Raw genomic sequence first — 17,377 nt, forward strand, 5'->3', positions numbered from 1 at the left:
ACCTGCCCTCACCGCGACGGTACCCGTCCCCCGCCGTTTCGGTGGCGGGTTAATTTCCCCGGGCCGTCGCGGAGGCCGCCCGTACGCTGGACGGCATGACCAGTACGGGGGAAGTGGAAGGCCGCGCTGGGCCACCCATGTGGTGGGCGCGGCGGCGGGATGCCGTGGTGGACGTGGGCCTCGCCGGGGTGTCCGCCGTCGAATGCGCGTGGGAGGGCGTGTCCTTCGCCGGTGAGGCGGGGGTGCCGACCGCGGTCGGAGTGCTGTTCGGGCTGGTGGTGGGGGCCACGCTCGTCCTGCGGCGGCGCTGGCCGATCGCCGTGGTGCTCGTGGGGATCGCCGTCGCGCCGGCCGCGATGGGGTTCCTCCTCGGGGTGGTGGGGCTGTACACGCTGGCCTCCTCCGAGGTGCCCCGGCGGATCACCGCCACCCTGTCGTCCATGTCGCTGGCCGCGACGTTCGTGGTGATGTACCTGCGGACCCGGGGCGACGTCGAGGCCGACCACACGCTCGTGATCTCGCTCTCCGGGTTCGTGGCGGTGGCGCTGACCGTGCCGCCGGTGCTGTTCGGGCTCTACATGGGGGCCTGGCGCCGGCTCATGGAGAGCCTGCGCGAGCGGGCGGACTCACTGGAGCGGGAGCTGTCGCTGCTGGCGGACCGGGCGGAGGAGCGGGCCGAGTGGGCCCGGACCGAGGAGCGGACCCGGATCGCGCGCGAGATGCACGACGTGGTCGCCCACCGGGTCTCGCTGATGGTGGTGCACGCGGCCGCGCTGGAGGCGGTGGCGGTCAAGGACCCGGCGCGGGCGGCGAAGAACGCCGCGCTCGTGGGGGACATGGGGCGCCAGGCCCTGACCGAGCTGCGGGAGATGCTCGGCGTGCTGAGGGCGGCCCCGAAACCGGCCGTCGTCACCGCCGCCACCGCCGCCGCGGCGGCGGCCCCGGCCCCCGCGCCCCCCGTGACCGTCGCGCTCGTGGGGACCTTCGACGACGGGCCCTCGCTCGGCGAGCTGGAGGCGCTGGTCGGGCAGTCGCGGGCGGCCGGGATGACCGTGGAGATGGTGGTGCAGGGCGAGGGCGAGGCGTACGCGGCGGAGGTCGAGCAGACGGCGTACCGCGTCGTGCAGGAGGCGCTCACCAACTGCCACAAGCACGCTCCGGGCGCGCGGGTCGTGGTGCGGCTCGCCCATCGGGACGGGGAAGTCGCGATGCAGGTGGAAAACGGGCCCTGCGAGGGGCAGGCGGACGGCGTCGGCCTGCCCAGCGGGGGGAACGGGCTGGTCGGGATGCGGGAGCGGGTGCTCGGGCTGGGCGGGGTGTTCGTGTCGGGGCCGACGGACGCGGGTGGGTTCAGGGTGTCCGCGGTGCTTCCGGTTCGGTAGCCGGTGCCGGTGCCGGGTGCGGCGCCGTTGCCGGGGGCGCTGCCCCCGGACCCCCGCGCCTCAAACGCCGGCGGGGCTGGATAGTGCGGCGGGGCCGGGTTCGTCAGCCTGTGGTGAGGCGGGTCGGCTGGAGGCCCGTCAGGAGGAGGGTCAGGGCCTCGTCGACGCTGGAGCCGAGGTACCAGTCCCCGGTGTGGTCGATGCCGTACACGCGGCCCTCGCGGTCGAGCGCGAGGTGGGAGCCCCCGTCGGCCTCGACGCCGAGCGGGCAGAGCTCGGTGGACAGGGCCCGGCCCAGGTCGGCGAAGGTGCGTGCGAGGTGGAGCCCGGTCAGCGGGTCGAGCCGCACCGGGGTGGGGGCGATCTGCCGGCCGGGTCCGGGGGCGGTGACCGTGAGGCCGCCGAACTCGGCCCAGGCCTCCACGGCGGCGGGGAACACGCTGTGCCGGTGTCCGGCCGGAGTGGTGTGGTCCCGCAGTGCGTCGGCCCAGTATTCGGCCTGCTTGATGTCCCAGCGGCCGGGTTCCCAGCCGGCGGTGCGCAGGGCGGAGTCCACGGCGACCGGGAAGCGGGCGGCCGAGGAGCGGTCGTAGGAGGCTGAGGTGGTGGTCATGGCTACTCGGCTGGGGTGAGGTCGACGGGGCGTACGCCGAAGTGGGCGAGGAGGGCTTCGCAGGAGCGGCAGGGGGGTGCGTAGCTGCCGTGGAGGGGGTCGCCGTCCTCGCGGATGCGGCGGGCGGTGATCTTCGCGTGCTTGAGGGAGCGGCGGGCTTCGCTCGGCGAGAGGGGCTTGCGCGAGGCGCGCCGGGAGCGGGCGCCCTCGACGGAGGTCAGGTGGCGGGAGAGCAGGATCGCCTCCGGACATCGGCCGGTGAAACGTTCGCGCTGACCGCTGGTGAGCGTGTCGAGGAAGTCCTGTACGAGGGGGTGGAGCACGGGCGGCTGGTCGGCCTTGCCCGCGGTGCCGGTGAGCGTTTCGCCGCGTACGGACAGGGCGGCCGCGACGGTGGGGAGGATGCCGTCCCGGCGGAAGCGCAGGACGGGCACGGCGGTGCGGCCGTCGCTGCTGCTCCAGCGCAGGCGTGGGTCACCGGCCGGGCCGGACGGTTCGACGGCCGCTCCTGCCGGGCCCGTTGTTCCCGGTGCGCCCGCTGCCGCCGCCGCGCCGGCGGCGGCTCCCGGGGTGGTCTCGCCCGGTTCTGTGCGTGTTGCCGTGTTCTGCATGGTCGTGCTTTCCCTCCCGTGGCGGCGGTACTGACCGCTGTCGCGCACGCCCCCGTGCCGCGGGGACAGCCTGCCAAATGTCATCTGTCATACGTAAGCGGGGTCGAATATTCGTATCAATTCGGATGTTCCTGGCCCTCGGGCGGGTGCAGCGGTCGTGCGCGGGTGACCCTCTTGCCCCAGCGCATAGGCTGTGGCGAACCAGCCAGATCCAGCAGGGGGCTACCGCCATGACGACAGGTCGGCTCGGGCAGCAGGCCGCGCCACCCAACGCCGCTTACTCGGGGCAGGTCGTGCATTTCCCGGACCCGGTCCGGGCCGCTCGGCATCCCCACGGGGTGCGGATGGACGGCAACGGGCATCCGGACTTCTCCGCCTACGCGCGTGCGGCGGTGGAGATCGCCGAACCGCCGGAGGGCTTCGGCGTGGACGAACTGCGGCTGACGGACTACGTGTCCGCGAACGCGGCCATGAAGGCCGCCGGGCACGAGCTGTGGGACACGATCGGTCCGGTGGCGACCCCGCACGGCTGGACCTGGCACCACGTGTCGGGTACACGGCGCATGGAACTGGTCCCCGTCGAGGTGAAGGCGCTGCTGCGGCATCACGCCGGCCTGGCGACGGCTCCGGTGGACCACGAGAAGCGCGGGACCCGGCCGTTGCAGGAGGTGCGCCCGGCGCACCTGGGGCTGCCGAAGTCCGTGGTGTCGGTCTCCGAGGAGCAGGTGCAGGGCGTCGAGGAGGACCTCGGCTACCGGCTGCCGGAGGCGTACCGCTCGTTCCTGAAGGCCGCGGGCGGCTGCGCGCCGGTGGGCGCGGGGCTGGACGTGGACCTCGGTCTGCTGGTTGACCAGCCGTTCTTCACGGTGCGTGAGGAGGCGGCGGTCAATGACCTCGTGTACGTCAACAAGTGTCTGCGCGACCACCTGACGAAGGACTACCTGTGCGTGGCCTTCGTACAGGGCGGGCTGCTCGCGCTGAAGGTCAAGGGCGAGGGCATCGGATCGGTGTGGTTCTCCCCGTACGACGACGCACGCGACCGCGACGGCTGGTCGGTGCAGGAGCGCGTGGAGCGGCTTTTGCTGCCGTGCGGCGGTGATTTCGATGCCTTCCTGGAGCGGCTGGCGGGTAATCCGCCGGAGCTGGAGACGGTGGCCGGTCTGATGGTGGACGGCGGATTCGCACGCTCGGTTCCCGTGGCGCGTTCCGGTTCGGATGAGGGGTGACGGCGCGGTGGTGACGTTTGCGCAGGCGCAGGAGCGCGCCGAGGAGTGGATCAACGGGGACGTGCCCGCGTACCAGCACCGGGAGGTGCGCGTACGGGAGTTCGGGCTCGGGTTCGTGGTGTGGGCGGAGGACCGCGCGGCCGGTCCGGTGTCCGGGGGCGGCCGGCAGCGGCTGGTCATCGCGCGGGACAGCGGGGAGGTCACGCTGTGGCCCGGGCTGCCGGTGGGCGAGGTGATCCGCCGGTACGAGGAGGAGTACGGGGCCGTGGCTGCGGCAGCGGCTTCGGAGGCCTCGGTTCCGCCGCCGCGGATCGACTCGGAGCAGACCTCGTTCATGCTGAGGGCGCCCGAGTGGCTCCAGGAGGCGGCGGACCGGGCGGGGATTCCGCCGGCCCCGGCTCCGGCTCCGGCTTCGGCTCGTGTGGAGCCGCCCGTCGACGCCGCGCCGGCCCCGGCCCCGGCGCCCGCTCCGGCTCCCTTCGACGCCGTGCCGCTGCGGCGTGGCGGCGAGATCCCGTACGAGCCGACGGCCAACGACGGGGTTCCGGCCGCACCCGCGCCCGCGGCCGCGCCGGCACCCGCCGCGGTACCGACCGGGTCCACGCCGTGGGCGGGGACCGATGTGAACTCCGGTGCGGACGACGCGTCCGTGCCGCTGCCCGCGACCGTGTTCGCGCCGCCGCTGTCCGGGTCGGACCTGGACGACGCGCCGTCGCCCGGGGTGGCCTCGGAGGCGAAGACAGCGCTGATTCCGGGCGGCAGCCAGCTGCCGAGGACCGCGATCGTGCCCGCGCTGGGACAGACGCCGGGCGACATCGCCGACGCGCCGACGAGCAAGGCCCAGATCTCCCGGCCGGGTGGTTCCGCCAGTGGCTCGAGGACCCCGGGTCCGGCGCAGCCGTCGACGCCTCCGGGCCCGCCCGGCGCACCCGGTGCTCCCGGCGTGCCCGGCCGTGGGCTCGACCACGCCGCGACGATGCTGGCCGGTCCGGCCGTGACCGGTCAGCCTCCGGCGCCTCCGGGTCCGCCCGGAGCTCCGGGTGCCGGTGCGCCCCAGCCTCCCGGTCCGCCCGGTCCTCCGGGTCCGCCCGGTGCCCCCGGTTCCCTCGGCCGTGGGCTCGACCACGCCGCGACGATGCTGGCGGGTCCGGCCGTGACGGGGCAGCCTCCGGCGCCTCCGGGTCCGCCCGGAGCTCCGGGTGCCGGTGCGCCCCAGCCTCCGGGTCCGCCCGGTCCTCCGGGTCCGCCCGGTGCCCCCGGCTCGCTCGGCCGTGGGCTCGACCACGCCGCGACGATGCTGGCCGGTCCGGCCGTGACGGGGCAGCCTCCCACGCCTCCCGGCCCGCCCGGTGCCCCTGGCGCCCCCGGTGGCGGGGCCCATCACGCCGCGACCATGCTCGCGGGTCCCGGCGTACCGCAGCCCCCCGGTCCGCCGGGGGCTCCCGGTGCTCCCGGCGTGCCCGGCGGCGGGCTCGACCATGCCGCGACGATGCTGGCCGGCCCCGCCATGGGGCAGCCGCCCGCGCCCCCCGGCCCGCCGCCGGGCGCCCCCGTCGGACCCGCGGCGCAGCAGCCCCCCGCGCCCGCGGCCCCGACCGGCGCGCCCACCGTGGGCCCCGGCTACCAGGCCGTGCTCCGCTACCGCGGCTCCGACGGCTCCGAGCAGCAGCTCATCCGCCGCTCGGCGCCCGGCACCCCGCACCCGGAGTGGCAGATCCTGCACGAGCTGCGCGCGATGAACGTGCCGCCGCAGCAGGTGCTGGAGCTGCACACCGAGCTGGAGTCCTGTGAGCTGCCCGGCGGTTACTGCGCCCGGATGATCCGGGAGACCTGGCCTCAGGTGCGGATCACCAGCGTGGCCCCGTACGGCAAGGACCACGCGGGCCGTCAGCAGGGCATGCGGCACCTGCTCACCCATCAGGGTGAGCTGCACCAGGTGGCGGACGGTCCGGCGCGCCCCGCGCCGGTACGGGCGCCCCTGCCGCAGGTCCCGCTCCAGCCGGCGATCCCGCTGGACGCGATCGCGCAGGAGCTGACGGCGGCGTTCGGCCCGCAGGGCGTGTTCCGCTTCGACCAGCGCGCGGTGTCCCGTCAGGGTGTGCCGGAGATCGTCGCGCAGACGCTGATGTGGTCGGGCCTGCCCGTCGATTTCGGGCCGTTCTTCTGGGCGCAGGCGGTGCCGGGCCAACCGGTGCCGACGCTGGCCGAGATGGCCGCGCAGCGACAGGTGCAGCCCGCCTCGGACGCGGGCTCGTACCTGGTCGTCGGCAGCGACTTCGGCAAGGCGCTCTGCGTGCAGTACGGGACCGCGCACATCGTGGCGGTCCCGGTGGAGGGCGGCCCGGGCGGCGCCCCGGTACCGCCGCAGTTCGTGAATTCGAGCCTGCCGCAGTTCGTACGGTCCCTCGCGATGCTGGGTCACATGTGGCGGCTGCGCCAGCATCTGACGCCGGAGCAGGCGGGCCGCTGGACCGTCGACTTCCAGGCGAATCTGGCGGGGCTCGACAGCGCGGCGCTGGCCTCGCCGGAGAGCTGGTGGTCGGTGCTGCTGGAGCAGATGTGGGACGGACTGCTCTGACGTCGGCCTGATCGGATGATCGGTTCAATGGCCGGGTCGGGACCCTCGAACGGGGTCCCGGCCCGGCCATTCGGGCTTCTGGGAGCAAATGACGCATCCTTGACAGGAATCCCCGCGAGAGAGGCGCTTCCCGGATGAGTGCACCCATTGCGACTGTGCGCGGTCGCGGCTACCGCATGGAAGAGGTCGACCGGTACCTCGCCCGGCTGTCCGGGAGCCGTGACGAGGCCTGGGAACGGGTGGCACGGCTGACGGTCCTGGCCAAGCAGATGTCGGCGGAGGCGGAGCGCCTGCGCGAGGTGGTGGCCGGGCTCGCCCCGCAGACGTACGACGAACTGGGCGCGCGGGCCCGCCGGATCCTGCTGCTGGCGGAGGAAGAGGCGGACGCCGTACGGCTGGACGCACGGGCGGACGCCTCCGAGACGCTGGGCGCGGCCGAGGCGCGGGCCGACCGGGCGGCGGAGCTGGCACGGGGCGACGCGGAGGCGGTGCGGGAGCAGACGGAGGTCCGGGCCCGGCAGGGGCTGCTGCGGGCCCAGCAGGAGGCCGACGACGTACGGGCGCAGGCGCGGGAGGACGCGGCGGCCTGGCGCGCGGAGGGCATGGCCGCGGTGACGGAGGCGCGGCGGCGGGCGGACGCGCTGCTCGCGGAGCGCGAGCAGGAACAGGTGGAGCGCTGGGACGCGGCGGAGCGGGGCCTGGCGGCGCGGGAGGCCGAGCTCGCGGCGCGGCACGCGGAGCTGGAGCGGTACGCCGAGTCCCGCCTGGCGGAGGCCCGCCGGGACTTCGCCGAGGCGGAGGAGTCGGCCCGGCACGGCCAGGAGGACGCGGAGGCGCGGGCGGCGGAGCTCTTGGCGGCGGCGCGGGTGCAGGAGGAGCGGGTGGGCCGGGAAACGGACCGCATCCTGCGGGAACACGCGGAGGCCCAGGAGGAAATGCGGGCCCACATGAACCACGTCCGCTCCAGCCTGTCCGCCCTGACGGGCCGATCCGCCCCCGCGGAGGGCTGACCGGCGCGTCCATGCCTGGGGCTCCGCCCCAGACCCCGCGCCTCAAACGCCGGCGAGGCTGGGTATTTCAGCCCTCCGGCGATTGAGGAGCGGGTCCGGGCAGAGCCCGGGAAACGGAGAAAGGGCGGGGCGGGGAGAGGCTCCGCGCAGCGGCGGCCGGCCACCCGTCAGTGGAGCCGGGTGAGGAAGTCCTCGATCAGCGGGGTGATTTCCGGGAGGTGGGTCTCCAGGGCGAAGTGGCCCGCGCCCTCGAAGACGTGGACGTCGGCGTCCGGGGCGTCCCGGAGGTAGGCCTTCGCGCCCGCCGGCGTGAAGAAGGGGTCGCCCGCGCCCCAGACGACCAGCACCGGCAGCCCCGCCGCCCGCAGCCACGCCTGCCAGGCGGGGTAGTGCGCGAAGTTCGAGGCGTAGTCGAAGGCGAGGTCGGCTTGGGCGTCGGCACGCCCCGGCAGCCCGAGGTAGTGGACGTCCAGCGTCCAGTTGTCCGGGGAGATCAGTGCGGGGTCCGCGACCCCGGTCTCGTACTGGAAGCGGGTGCCCTCCACCGTGAACAGGCCCCGGATCCGCTCCTCGTTGCCCGGCACCTCGCGCCGCAGCCCGGCGAACTCGCGGGCCGCCTCCGACAGGCCTTCCTCGTACGCGTTGCCGTTCTGGACGATCAGGCCGGTCACCCGCTCCGGGCGCCGCGCCGCGAGCCGCAGCCCGACCGGGGCGCCGAAGTCGAAGACGTACAGGGCGAAGCGGTCCAGCCCGAGGGCGTCGGTGAAGCCCTCCACGATGTCCGCGAGCCGGTCGAAGGTGTACGTGAACCCGGCCGGGGCCTCGGTGCGGCCGAAGCCGGGGTAGTCGGGGGCGATGAGGCGGTACGGGGTGTCGCCGAGGGCGTCCATCAGGCGGGCGAACTGGTGCGAGGCGGTGGGGAAGCCGTGCAGGAGGAGCAGTACGGGTCCGTCGGCGGGGCCGCTCTCGCGGTAGGCGACGCGGACTCCGTCGACGTCAACGGTGCGGTGCTGGTGCCGGACAACAGTCATCACATGCCTCCTGGGGCCTTGGTTCCATTAGTCTTGCCGATGATCACTAATGGGTCAAGTGCTTGCGGTAGCATTAGCTGCGTGACAGTGACCTTCCCGCTCACCGGGGAACCCCTCGCCCTGGACCTCCTCAACACCCGCTCCGCCGCGGGCGACCTCGTCGCCGACCCGGCGGGCCTCGCGGACTGGCTGGCCGAGCAGGCCGGACGGCTGACCCCGGTCGAGGCGGTGGGCACGGCCGAGGTGGCCGCCGTGAGGGCCGTACGGGAGGCCGCGCGGCCGGCGCTGGACGCCGCCCGGCGCGGGGAGCGGCCCCCGGCCGATGCGCTGCGCGCGCTGAACGAGGTGCTATCCGCGGCGCCGGCCCATCGCGAGCTGGCCTGGAGTACGGAGGCAGGCCTCACGGCCGCCCCGCACCGGACCGCCGCCCCCGCCGCGCGGCTCGCGGCCGAACTGGCCGAGGCGGTCGCGGAGCTGCTGACGGACCCCCGGGTGACGTCGGTCCGTTCCTGCGAGGCGCAGGACTGCGTCCTGCTCTTCCTCCCGGCGCACCCGCGCCGCCGCTGGTGCGTGGCGGCCGCTTGCGGCAACCGGGCGCGGGTCGCCCGTTACTACGCCCGGCACAAGGGCGAGACCGCTCCGCGGTAACGGGGCCGGTTGCCGGTGCCCTCCCGGGCCGGGTTGGGTTGGGCTTGCCGGGCTCTGCCCGGACCCGCGCCTCAAACGCCGGCGGGGCTGGATTTTGGCTGGTGCCGTCCGTCGGCGCGCGGGGGGCCGGTTGCGCCGGGGCCGGGCGCGCGCCGGGGCGTCTCCTCGGGCGCCGAACGTGGCGAGGGGTCGGGGAGTGCGGCGGCGGTGTGTTCGGCGCCCTGCGGGGACGCCCCGGCACACACCCGACCCCGTCACAACCGGCGGGGCCATTTCAGCCTCGCCGGCGTTTGAGGCGCGGGGGTTCGGACCCTAGCCGACCGGCCCCTGCTGCGCCGGCACGGCAGGCGGCGGCGTCGCCGGGGTCGCGTAGCGGTACGGGTCGCTGCGCAGGCCGCGGGCCGTGACCGTCACCGTGAACGGGGCCTTCGCGCCCGCCGGGAGGGGGGCCTTCAGCGTGCCCGTCGCGGGGTCGAAGGAGGTCTCGGCGGCCGTGCCGTCCACGGTGACCTGCGGCTGGGCGTGCGTCGCGGGCCCCGCCGGGTCGGGGGCGAAGCCGCCGCCCTCGACGGTCAGCAGGCCGTCGGAGACGGAGACGTTCGTGATCAGCGGGTTGGCCCGGACGGCCATCTTGTTCACCAGGTACGCCCCCGCCGGGGCGCCCGTCAGGGCCCAGATCTCGGCGGGCAGGTGGGGGAGTCCGGCGCCGACGTCCGAGAGGAAGAACAGGACGACGTAGAGCATCGTGACCGCGCTGAGCGCGACGTACTGGAGGTCGACCAGGTCGGTCCGTCCGCTGTCGTTCGCGATCAGCTCCCGCAGCGGCCGCCGTCCCGAATCCGTCGGCTTCGGGGCCGGCTTGGCCATGCTGCCCTTCTCCACGCGCATGCCGACGACCGTCTTCGCCGCGATCAGGGCCACGTAGGGGCCTCCGAGCAGCGGCAGGTACACCGTCGTCAGCGTGGACAGCGGGCCGTCGGAGCCCTGGAAGTACCGGACCCCGCCGCCCGCGGTGAGCCCGTAGGCGAGGATCGCGAGCAGCAGCCAGACCAGGATCACCGTCCAGGCGAGGGCCAGGGCCGTCGAGGTGGAGAGCCGGCCGTCGCGGCCGGTGATGAAGCCCGGGCTGCGGTACAGCCGCAGGCAGATCGGGCCGGCCAGGGCGGCCAGTAACGCCAGTGCGAAGAGTGCGGATGCCATGTCGTCGTCCCCCCGGAAACGGTCCTGTCACGAGGGTTACCCACTGGCCCGGGCCATGACAAGTCGGGGCCGGGGCGGGCTTGTTACCTGTGCCAGGCCTGTTACTCGTCCCCCGGTTCCGGCAGGACCGGGAACCGCCGCGGCGCCACCAGCAGCAGGACCAGCAGTGCGGCCACGGCGGCGGCCGTCGCGCCGAGGAAGATGTGGTCCACGGCGGCGGCCACGGCCCCGCGCAGGTGGTCGGCGGCGGCCCGGGGGAGCAGCTCCGGCCGGTCGAGCGCCTTCGCCACGTCGTCCAGGTCGTCCGGGAGCCCGGGCACCGGGGCGCCCGCCAGCCGGGCGGCGATGGTGGCGTTGGCCACGGCCGCGAGCAGGGCGGCCCCCACGCTCTGGCCGACCTGGCGGCAGAACAGCACCGAGGCCGTCGTGGTCCCCCGCTCGGCCCAGCCCACGGTGGACTGCACCCCGACGATCAGCGGGAGCTGGAAGAGGCCGAGGGCGCCGCCCAGCAGCAGCATGATCAGCGCGGGCTGCCACGGCCGGGCCGGATGGGGGAGCAGCGTGAAGGAGAAGAGGATCACCGCGGCCAGCGCGATCCCGACGACCGCGGTGTTGCGGAAGCCGATGCGCCGGTAGACGTGCTGGCTGAACGCGGCGGAGACGGGCCAGCTCAGGGTCATCACGGACATGACCAGCCCGGCGCCGACGGGCCCGAGGCCGAGCACGGACTGGGCGTACGTCGGCATGAACACCACGGGCGCGACCATCAGCAGGCCGAGCGCCGCCATGGCCAGGTTGACGGCGGCGATGGTGCGCCGGCGCCACACCCAGCCGGGCAGGATCGGTTCCCGGGCCCGGCGTTCCACCCGGACCACGACCGCGGCCAGCACCGCACTCGCGCCCAGCAGCCCGAGCGAGGGCGCGGACAGCCAGGGCCAGGCGACCCCGCCCTGGACGAGCGCGAACAGCAGCACTCCGCCGCAGGCGAAGGTGCCCAGCGCCCCCGCCCAGTCGACCGGGCCCCGGCGCCCGGGGGACCGTACGGGCTCGGTCAGGTGGCGGGCGATCATCCACAGGGCGAGGGCGGCCAGCGGCAGGTTGAGCAGGAAGATCCAGCGCCAGTGCGCGTACGAGGCGAGCAGCCCGCCGAGCGCGGGGCCGGCCACGGCCGAGGTGGCCCAGACGGTGGACATCCGGGCCTGGATCTTCGGGCGTTCCTTGAGCGGGTACAGGTCGGCGGCCAGGGTCTGGACCGTGCCCTGGAGGGCACCGCCGCCCAGGCCCTGGACGATCCGGAAGGCGATGAGGGCGGCCATGTTCCAGGCGAGCGCGCATAGTACCGAGCCGACGAGGAAGAGGCCGATGCCGAAGAGCAGGACGGGCTTGCGGCCGAAGGTGTCGCACAGCTTCCCGTAGACGGGGAGGGTGACGGTGACGGCCAGCATGTAGCCGGAGAAGAGCCAGGAGAACACGGAGAAGCCGCCGAGGTCGCCCACGATCTGCGGGACGGCGGTGGCGACGATGGTGCTGTCGAGCGCGACGAGCGCCATCGCGAGCATGAGCGAGGCGACGACGGCCCGGGTCGGGGTCGCACCGGCCGCTTCGGATTTGGCCGGAACCGGGCCGCCGGGTGGGATCCGCGTCCCGGTGGGTATGCCGTCCGGGCCTCCGGACTCCGTGCCCGCCCCTGAGTCCACCGAGATTCCTTCCCCCTGCACGTAACCGCGGGGAACACCTTCTCACCGGTGCCGCATCTCGCGGTATCCCCCAGGTCTCATCCCCCGAAGGGTGGAGAACCCCTAGGGGTCTCTCCGCACAACGGGCCAGGGGCTGTTCCTCCCGGCGGAGGATGAAGAAGAGTCCGGTGCGTCTTTAACTGGTTCATATGAGCGGGGGAGCTCGGGGGTGGGGATAACCCCCGGACGGATACGGCGATGGGCACCAGCGCGCCGGACCCCTCTTCCGCCGGAGACTTCGCTGAGACGCCGCGGGCAATCGCACGCAACCGAACGAGGGGAAACACCGTGACAACGGCTATGACCGAAACCAGGCACGGGGGTACTGGAGGGCATGCAGCCGTCGCGGCCCGGGCGCGGAAGGTCGTCAAGGCCTACGGCTCCGGTGAGACGCGCGTCGTGGCCCTCGACGACGTGGACGTGGACATCATGCGCGGCCAGTTCACCGCGATCATGGGCCCCTCGGGCTCCGGCAAGTCCACGCTGATGCACTGCCTCGCCGGTCTCGACACGGTGACCAGCGGCCAGATCCACCTGGACGACACCGAGATCACGGGGCTGAAGGACAAGAAGCTCACGCAGCTGCGCCGCGACCGGATCGGCTTCATCTTCCAGGCGTTCAACCTGCTGCCCACGCTGAACGCCCTGGAGAACATCACGCTCCCCATGGACATCGCGGGCCGCAAGCCCGACGCCGAGTGGCTGAACCGGGTCGTGGAGACCGTCGGCCTCGCCGGCCGCCTCAAGCACCGCCCGACCGAGCTCTCCGGCGGTCAGCAGCAGCGCGTGGCGGTCGCCCGCGCCCTCGCCGCCCGCCCGCAGATCATCTTCGGCGACGAGCCGACCGGAAACCTGGACTCCCGGGCGGGTGCGGAGGTACTGGGCTTCCTGCGCCGCTCGGTGGACGAGCTCGGCCAGACCATCGTCATGGTCACCCACGACCCGGTCGCCGCCTCCTACGCGGACCGCGTCATCTTCCTGGCCGACGGACGGATCGTCGACGAGATGTACGGGCCCTCCGCCGACCAGGTCCTCGACCGCATGAAGGACTTCGACGCGCGCGGGCGGACCTCATGAGCAACATGGTCCTGAAGACCTCGCGGCGCAACTTCGTCGCGCACAAGGGGCGGATGGCGCTCTCCGCCGTCGCCGTCATGCTCTCCGTCGCCTTCGTCTGCGGCACGCTGGTGTTCACCGACACCATGAACACCACCTTCGAGAAGCTGTTCGGCGTCACCAGCGCCGATGTGACCGTCAGCCCGAAGTCGGCGAAGTCCGCGGAGGAGAACCCGGAGCGCGGCAAGCCCGAGATGCTGGCCGGCTCGGTCGTCGAGGAGGTGAAGAAGGCCGAGGGCGTCAAGAACGCCGAGGGCGCCGTCATGTCGCTGTCCGTCACGGTCGTCAACTCCAAGAACGAGAACATGGGCTCGACCACCGGTGCCCCGACCATCGCGGGCAACTGGAACGACAACGAGCTCAAGTCGATGAAGATCACCGAGGGCAACGCGCCGCGCGGCCCCACCGAGGTGATGGTCGACGCCGACACCGCGGCCAAGCACCACCTGAAGATCGGTGACGAGCTGCGCACCATCGCCATCACCGGCGACATCCGCGCCAAGATCACCGGTATCACTGCCTTCACCGTGACCAACCCGGGTGCGGCCATCGTCTACTTCGACACCGCCACCGCGCAGCAGGCGCTGCTCGGTTCCCCCGGCTCCTTCACGCACATCAACGTCACCGCCAAGGACGGGGTGAGCGACGAGCAGCTCAAGCAGCGCATCGCGACCGCCGTCGGCGCGGACACGTACAAGCTCCAGACCGCCAAGGAAGCCGCGGACGCCAACCGCAAGGAGGTCGGCTCCTTCCTCAACGTCATGAAGTACGTGATGCTCGGCTTCGCCGGGATCGCCTTCCTCGTCGGCATCTTCCTGATCTTCAACACCTTCTCGATGCTGGTCGCCCAGCGCACCCGCGAGATCGGCCTGATGCGCGCCATCGGCGCCGACAGCGGACAGGTCCTCAAGTCCGTGGTCGTCGAGGCCTTCCTCCTCGGCGTCGTCGGCGCGGCCCTGGGCGTCGGCGCGGGCGTGGGCCTGGCCGTCGGCCTGATGAAGCTCATGGGCCAGCTGGGCATGCACCTGTCCACCGACGATCTGACCGTCGCCTGGACCACCCCGGTCATCGGCGTGTTCCTCGGCGTCGTCGTCACCGTCGTCGCCGCCTTCATCCCGGCCCGCCGGGCCGGCAAGGTCTCCCCGATGGCCGCCCTGCGCGAGTCCGGCACCCCGGGCGACAAGAAGGCCGGCGTGATCCGTGCCGTCCTCGGCCTGGTCCTCACCGGCATCGGCGGGGCGGGGCTCTTCCTGGCCGCGGCCGCCGACAAGGCCGCGCCCGGATCGGCCTGGCTGGGCCTGGGCATCGTCTTCACCCTCATCGGCTTCATCGTGATCGGCCCGCTGCTCGCCGCGGGCGTGGTGCGGGTGCTCTCCGGCGTGGTGCTGCGGCCCTTCGGGTCGGTGGGCCGGCTCGCCGAGCGCAACGCCCTGCGCAACCCGCGCCGCACCGGCGCAACCGCCGCCGCCCTGATGATCGGCCTCGCGCTGGTCGCCTGCCTGTCGGTGGTCGGATCCTCGATGGTGGCCTCCGCCACCGAGGAGCTCGACAGGTCGGTCGGCGCTGACTACATGGTCGGCTCCCAGACCGGGCAGCCGGTCATGCCGCAGGCCGAGCAGGCACTGAGGTCCGTCCCGGGCCTCGACCACGTCACCGCCTACCGGTTGGTGGAGGCGAAGCTCACCGCCCCCGACGGTTCCGCGGAGACGGAGGAACTCGGCGCCACCGAAGCGACGTACGCCAAGGACGTCCGCCGCAAGATGGTCGCCGGCGAGCACGCGGCGGCGTACGGCAAGGACTCCATGTCGGTCGGCTCGGAGTACGCCACCAAGCACGGCATCAAGCTCGGTGACGAGATGACGGTCGCCTTCACCGAAGGCAAGACCGTCAAGCTCAAGGTCGCGGCGATCACCAGCGACGAGGGCAACCTCGACAAGGGCATGAAGTTCGTCAGCACCGAGGTCGCCCGGGCGAACCTGCCGGCCGACCGGATGCCGCTTCCCTTCATGCTGCTGGCCAGCGCGAAGGACGGAGAGTCCGACGCCGCTGCGTACAAGGCGGTCAAGGCGTCGCTGGCGGAGTACCCGCAGTACGACGTGCGCAACCGGGCCGACTACAAGAAGACCCTGAAGGACCAGGTCGGCCAGCTGCTGAACATGGTCTACGGGCTCCTCGGCCTCGCCATCATCGTCGCGGTCCTGGGCGTCGTGAACACCCTCGCCCTGTCGGTGGTCGAGCGGACCCGCGAGATCGGCCTGATGCGCGCCATCGGCCTCTCCCGCCGCCAGCTGCGCCGCATGATCCGCCTGGAGTCGGTGGTCATCGCCCTCTTCGGCGCCCTGCTCGGCCTCGGGCTGGGCATGGGCTGGGGGGCCACCGCGCAGCAGTTGCTCGCGCTCCAGGGCCTGAAGGTGCTGGAGATCCCGTGGCCGACGATCCTCGGGGTGTTCTTCGCCTCGGCCTTCGTGGGCCTGTTCGCCGCACTGGTCCCGGCCTTCCGGGCAGGGCGGATGAACGTTCTGAACGCGATCGCGAGCGAGTAGGAACGCCGCGGTCGTTCGGGGGAGGGCGCCGGTCCGGGACCTTGGGTTCCGGGCCGGCGCCGCCGTTTCTCCCCGCCGACCGCTGCTCGGTCCCGCGCTCGGTCTCGGGCTCGGTCCCGCGCTCCGTCCGGCCGTTGCGTCCCGCCGCTCAGCTCCGCTGCATCAGGACGATTCCGGCGGCTTCGCCCACGAGGGTGTACCGCTCGCCGGGGTGCAGCTGGTGGGCGTAGTCGGTCGGGTCCTCGCCCGCCCACTTGGAGGAGTTGTCCAGGGTGATCCAGTCGGGGACCACGCCCTTGCTGCCCCCGATCCACAGCACGCGGCAGCGGGAGGTCAGCCGGGTCAGCGGGGTGGTGTCGGCCTCCACGGTGGCCCCGTCGGGGATCCGGTCGAGGAGCCGCTCGATGGCCGTGACCCGGGCGGGCTTCTCGTACGTACGCGCCTCCGCGAGTTTGGCGGTCGGCATGCTCGTCGCGCTGAGGGCGAGGGCGGAGGCGAGCACGGCCGTGGGCAGCTGGAGGGCGTACGCGCGCAGCCAGGGCCGCTCGCCGCGCCGGACGGTGTCGATGGCGTCGACGAGGGCGAGGGCCACCACCGGCATGAGTACGGCGCTGTAGTGCCAGTCGGTGGACCAGTAGTGGTCGTCCCCCGACAGGAACCGCCAGCCGAGGGTGGGGGCGGCGACCAGCAGCAGCGGCGAGCGCAGCGCGAGCAGCCCGGAGGTGGGGATGAGCACCCAGCCCAGGGTGGCGAGCTTGGTGCCGATGCCGGCGAGCGGACCCGCGCCGTCGATCTTGTCCCAGTAGCCGTAGCCCGCCGCGGCGAAGGCCGGTATGAAGACGGTGAACACGAGCACGGCGAAGACGGCGGCCAGGGCGGCGACGACGAGCGCGGTCCGGGCGCCCCGCCGGTCGGTGGTCCGGGCCCGCCAGGCCACCACCACGGCCAGGGCGGCGAGCGTGAAGCCGAGGTCCTCCTTGACGAAGACCAGCGGCAGCCCCCACAGCAGGGCGGCCCGCCAGCGCCGTGCGAGCACGGCCTCCAGGGAGAAGGCCAGCAGGGGCATCGCGAAGGCGATCTCGTGGAAGTCGAACTCCACGGCCCGCTGGATGCCCCAGGACAGCCCGTACGCGACCCCGATGGCGATCCCGCGGGCCCGGCCGAGGAGTCGCCCGGCCGCCCGGGTGACGGGGACGGCGGAGAGCGCGAACAGCGCGGCCTGTACGACCAGCAGGGTGACGGGGCCCGGGAAGACCCGGTAGACGGGGGCGGCGAGCGCGATGATCGGGCTGAAGTGGTCCCCGAGGATGTTGGCCCCGGGCCCCTTCAGATCGGCGACGGGCTCCCGCAGGTGCGCGTAGGCGCGGATCGCCTGCTCGAAGATCCCCAGGTCCCAGGAGGCCCAGTCCATCCGGCGGAAGCGCGTGACGGACAGCGCGAGGTACACCAGGAACAGCCCGGCGGCCACCACCCACGGTCCGGCCCACCGGCCCGTCCCCGGCTTCGCCGGAGCCTGCGGCACCTGCGCCGCACGGGCCATCGCATCGCTCGTCACGGACTCGTGCTCCCTAGGGCCGGTCGGGGGTGAACGCCTGCGGAAGCGACGCGGCGAGTTCAGACGCTCATTACGTGAACATCTTGACATCCCCGCCGTCCCGGCTCCCGTCACTCCCGTGGGCGACC

13 protein-coding genes are annotated in these 17,377 nt (G+C 73.5%); 7 read left to right on the forward strand and 6 right to left on the reverse strand.

Going from position 1 to position 17,377, the window contains the following annotated elements; translation table 11 throughout:
- Positions 1 to 95 precede the first annotated feature (95 nt).
- Positions 96 to 1,382, forward strand: coding sequence for a sensor histidine kinase (locus ACZ45T_RS14420; protein WP_468440952.1), 1,287 nt, complete (start codon positions 96 to 98; stop codon positions 1,380 to 1,382).
- Positions 1,383 to 1,485: 103 nt separating this feature from the next.
- Here the strand turns inward: ACZ45T_RS14420 and ACZ45T_RS14425 are convergent, their stop codons facing one another.
- Positions 1,486 to 1,995 carry an SUKH-3 domain-containing protein gene (locus ACZ45T_RS14425; protein ID WP_468440954.1) on the reverse strand — a complete coding sequence of 170 codons (510 nt, stop codon included), beginning with the start codon at positions 1,993 to 1,995 and terminating at the stop codon, positions 1,486 to 1,488.
- A 2-nt stretch (positions 1,996 to 1,997) separates the two neighbouring features.
- Positions 1,998 to 2,606 (reverse strand): YwqJ-related putative deaminase, encoded by a 609-nt coding sequence (locus ACZ45T_RS14430; RefSeq protein ID WP_468440956.1) that lies wholly within the window; start codon positions 2,604 to 2,606, stop codon positions 1,998 to 2,000.
- 230 nt (positions 2,607 to 2,836) lie between these two features.
- Here ACZ45T_RS14430 and ACZ45T_RS14435 point away from each other — a divergent pair, with 230 nt between their 5' ends.
- The 3 genes from ACZ45T_RS14435 to ACZ45T_RS14445 all read left to right on the forward strand — a co-directional run bounded on the left by ACZ45T_RS14435 (position 2,837) and on the right by ACZ45T_RS14445 (position 7,420).
- Positions 2,837 to 3,832, forward strand: a complete 996-nt coding sequence (locus tag ACZ45T_RS14435; RefSeq protein ID WP_468440958.1) for an SMI1/KNR4 family protein — start codon at positions 2,837 to 2,839, stop codon at positions 3,830 to 3,832.
- A gap of 7 nt (positions 3,833 to 3,839) precedes the next feature.
- Complete coding sequence (locus ACZ45T_RS14440; RefSeq protein WP_468440960.1) at positions 3,840 to 6,410, forward strand: SUKH-4 family immunity protein; 2,571 nt, start codon at positions 3,840 to 3,842, stop codon at positions 6,408 to 6,410.
- A 134-nt stretch (positions 6,411 to 6,544) separates the two neighbouring features.
- Positions 6,545 to 7,420 carry a cellulose-binding protein gene (locus ACZ45T_RS14445; RefSeq protein WP_468440962.1) on the forward strand — a complete coding sequence of 292 codons (876 nt, stop codon included), beginning with the start codon at positions 6,545 to 6,547 and terminating at the stop codon, positions 7,418 to 7,420.
- A gap of 167 nt (positions 7,421 to 7,587) precedes the next feature.
- On the opposite strand, the gene ACZ45T_RS14450 is transcribed toward ACZ45T_RS14445, so the two are convergent.
- Positions 7,588 to 8,451 carry an alpha/beta fold hydrolase gene (locus tag ACZ45T_RS14450; protein ID WP_468440964.1) on the reverse strand — a complete coding sequence of 288 codons (864 nt, stop codon included), beginning with the start codon at positions 8,449 to 8,451 and terminating at the stop codon, positions 7,588 to 7,590.
- An 81-nt stretch (positions 8,452 to 8,532) separates the two neighbouring features.
- Between ACZ45T_RS14450 and ACZ45T_RS14455 the strand changes: the two genes are divergently transcribed.
- A complete protein-coding gene (locus tag ACZ45T_RS14455; protein WP_468440966.1) occupies positions 8,533 to 9,099 on the forward strand; it encodes a CGNR zinc finger domain-containing protein in 567 nt (188 codons plus the stop codon).
- Positions 9,100 to 9,411: 312 nt separating this feature from the next.
- Here the strand turns inward: ACZ45T_RS14455 and ACZ45T_RS14460 are convergent, their stop codons facing one another.
- Together ACZ45T_RS14460 and ACZ45T_RS14465 are read right to left on the reverse strand one after the other, a co-directional pair.
- Positions 9,412 to 10,299 (reverse strand): hypothetical protein, encoded by an 888-nt coding sequence (locus tag ACZ45T_RS14460; RefSeq protein WP_468440968.1) that lies wholly within the window; start codon positions 10,297 to 10,299, stop codon positions 9,412 to 9,414.
- 101 nt (positions 10,300 to 10,400) lie between these two features.
- Positions 10,401 to 12,002, reverse strand: coding sequence for an MFS transporter (locus ACZ45T_RS14465; RefSeq protein ID WP_468441137.1), 1,602 nt, complete (start codon positions 12,000 to 12,002; stop codon positions 10,401 to 10,403).
- A gap of 333 nt (positions 12,003 to 12,335) precedes the next feature.
- On the opposite strand from ACZ45T_RS14465, the gene ACZ45T_RS14470 reads away from it, so the two are divergent.
- Positions 12,336 to 13,112 (forward strand): ABC transporter ATP-binding protein, encoded by a 777-nt coding sequence (locus tag ACZ45T_RS14470; protein ID WP_453496909.1) that lies wholly within the window; start codon positions 12,336 to 12,338, stop codon positions 13,110 to 13,112.
- The gene (locus ACZ45T_RS14475; RefSeq protein ID WP_468440970.1) at positions 13,109 to 15,694 is read left to right on the forward strand and encodes an ABC transporter permease; all 2,586 of its coding nucleotides are present in this window, start codon (positions 13,109 to 13,111) and stop codon (positions 15,692 to 15,694) included. Before ACZ45T_RS14470 ends, ACZ45T_RS14475 begins: the two co-directional genes overlap by 4 nt.
- A 148-nt stretch (positions 15,695 to 15,842) precedes the next feature.
- Here the strand turns inward: ACZ45T_RS14475 and ACZ45T_RS14480 are convergent, their stop codons facing one another.
- Positions 15,843 to 17,234 (reverse strand): DUF2079 domain-containing protein, encoded by a 1,392-nt coding sequence (locus tag ACZ45T_RS14480; RefSeq protein ID WP_468441139.1) that lies wholly within the window; start codon positions 17,232 to 17,234, stop codon positions 15,843 to 15,845.
- Positions 17,235 to 17,377: the final 143 nt, after the last annotated feature.

It is taken from the genome of Streptomyces sp. NPDC030995, assembly GCF_055571215.1.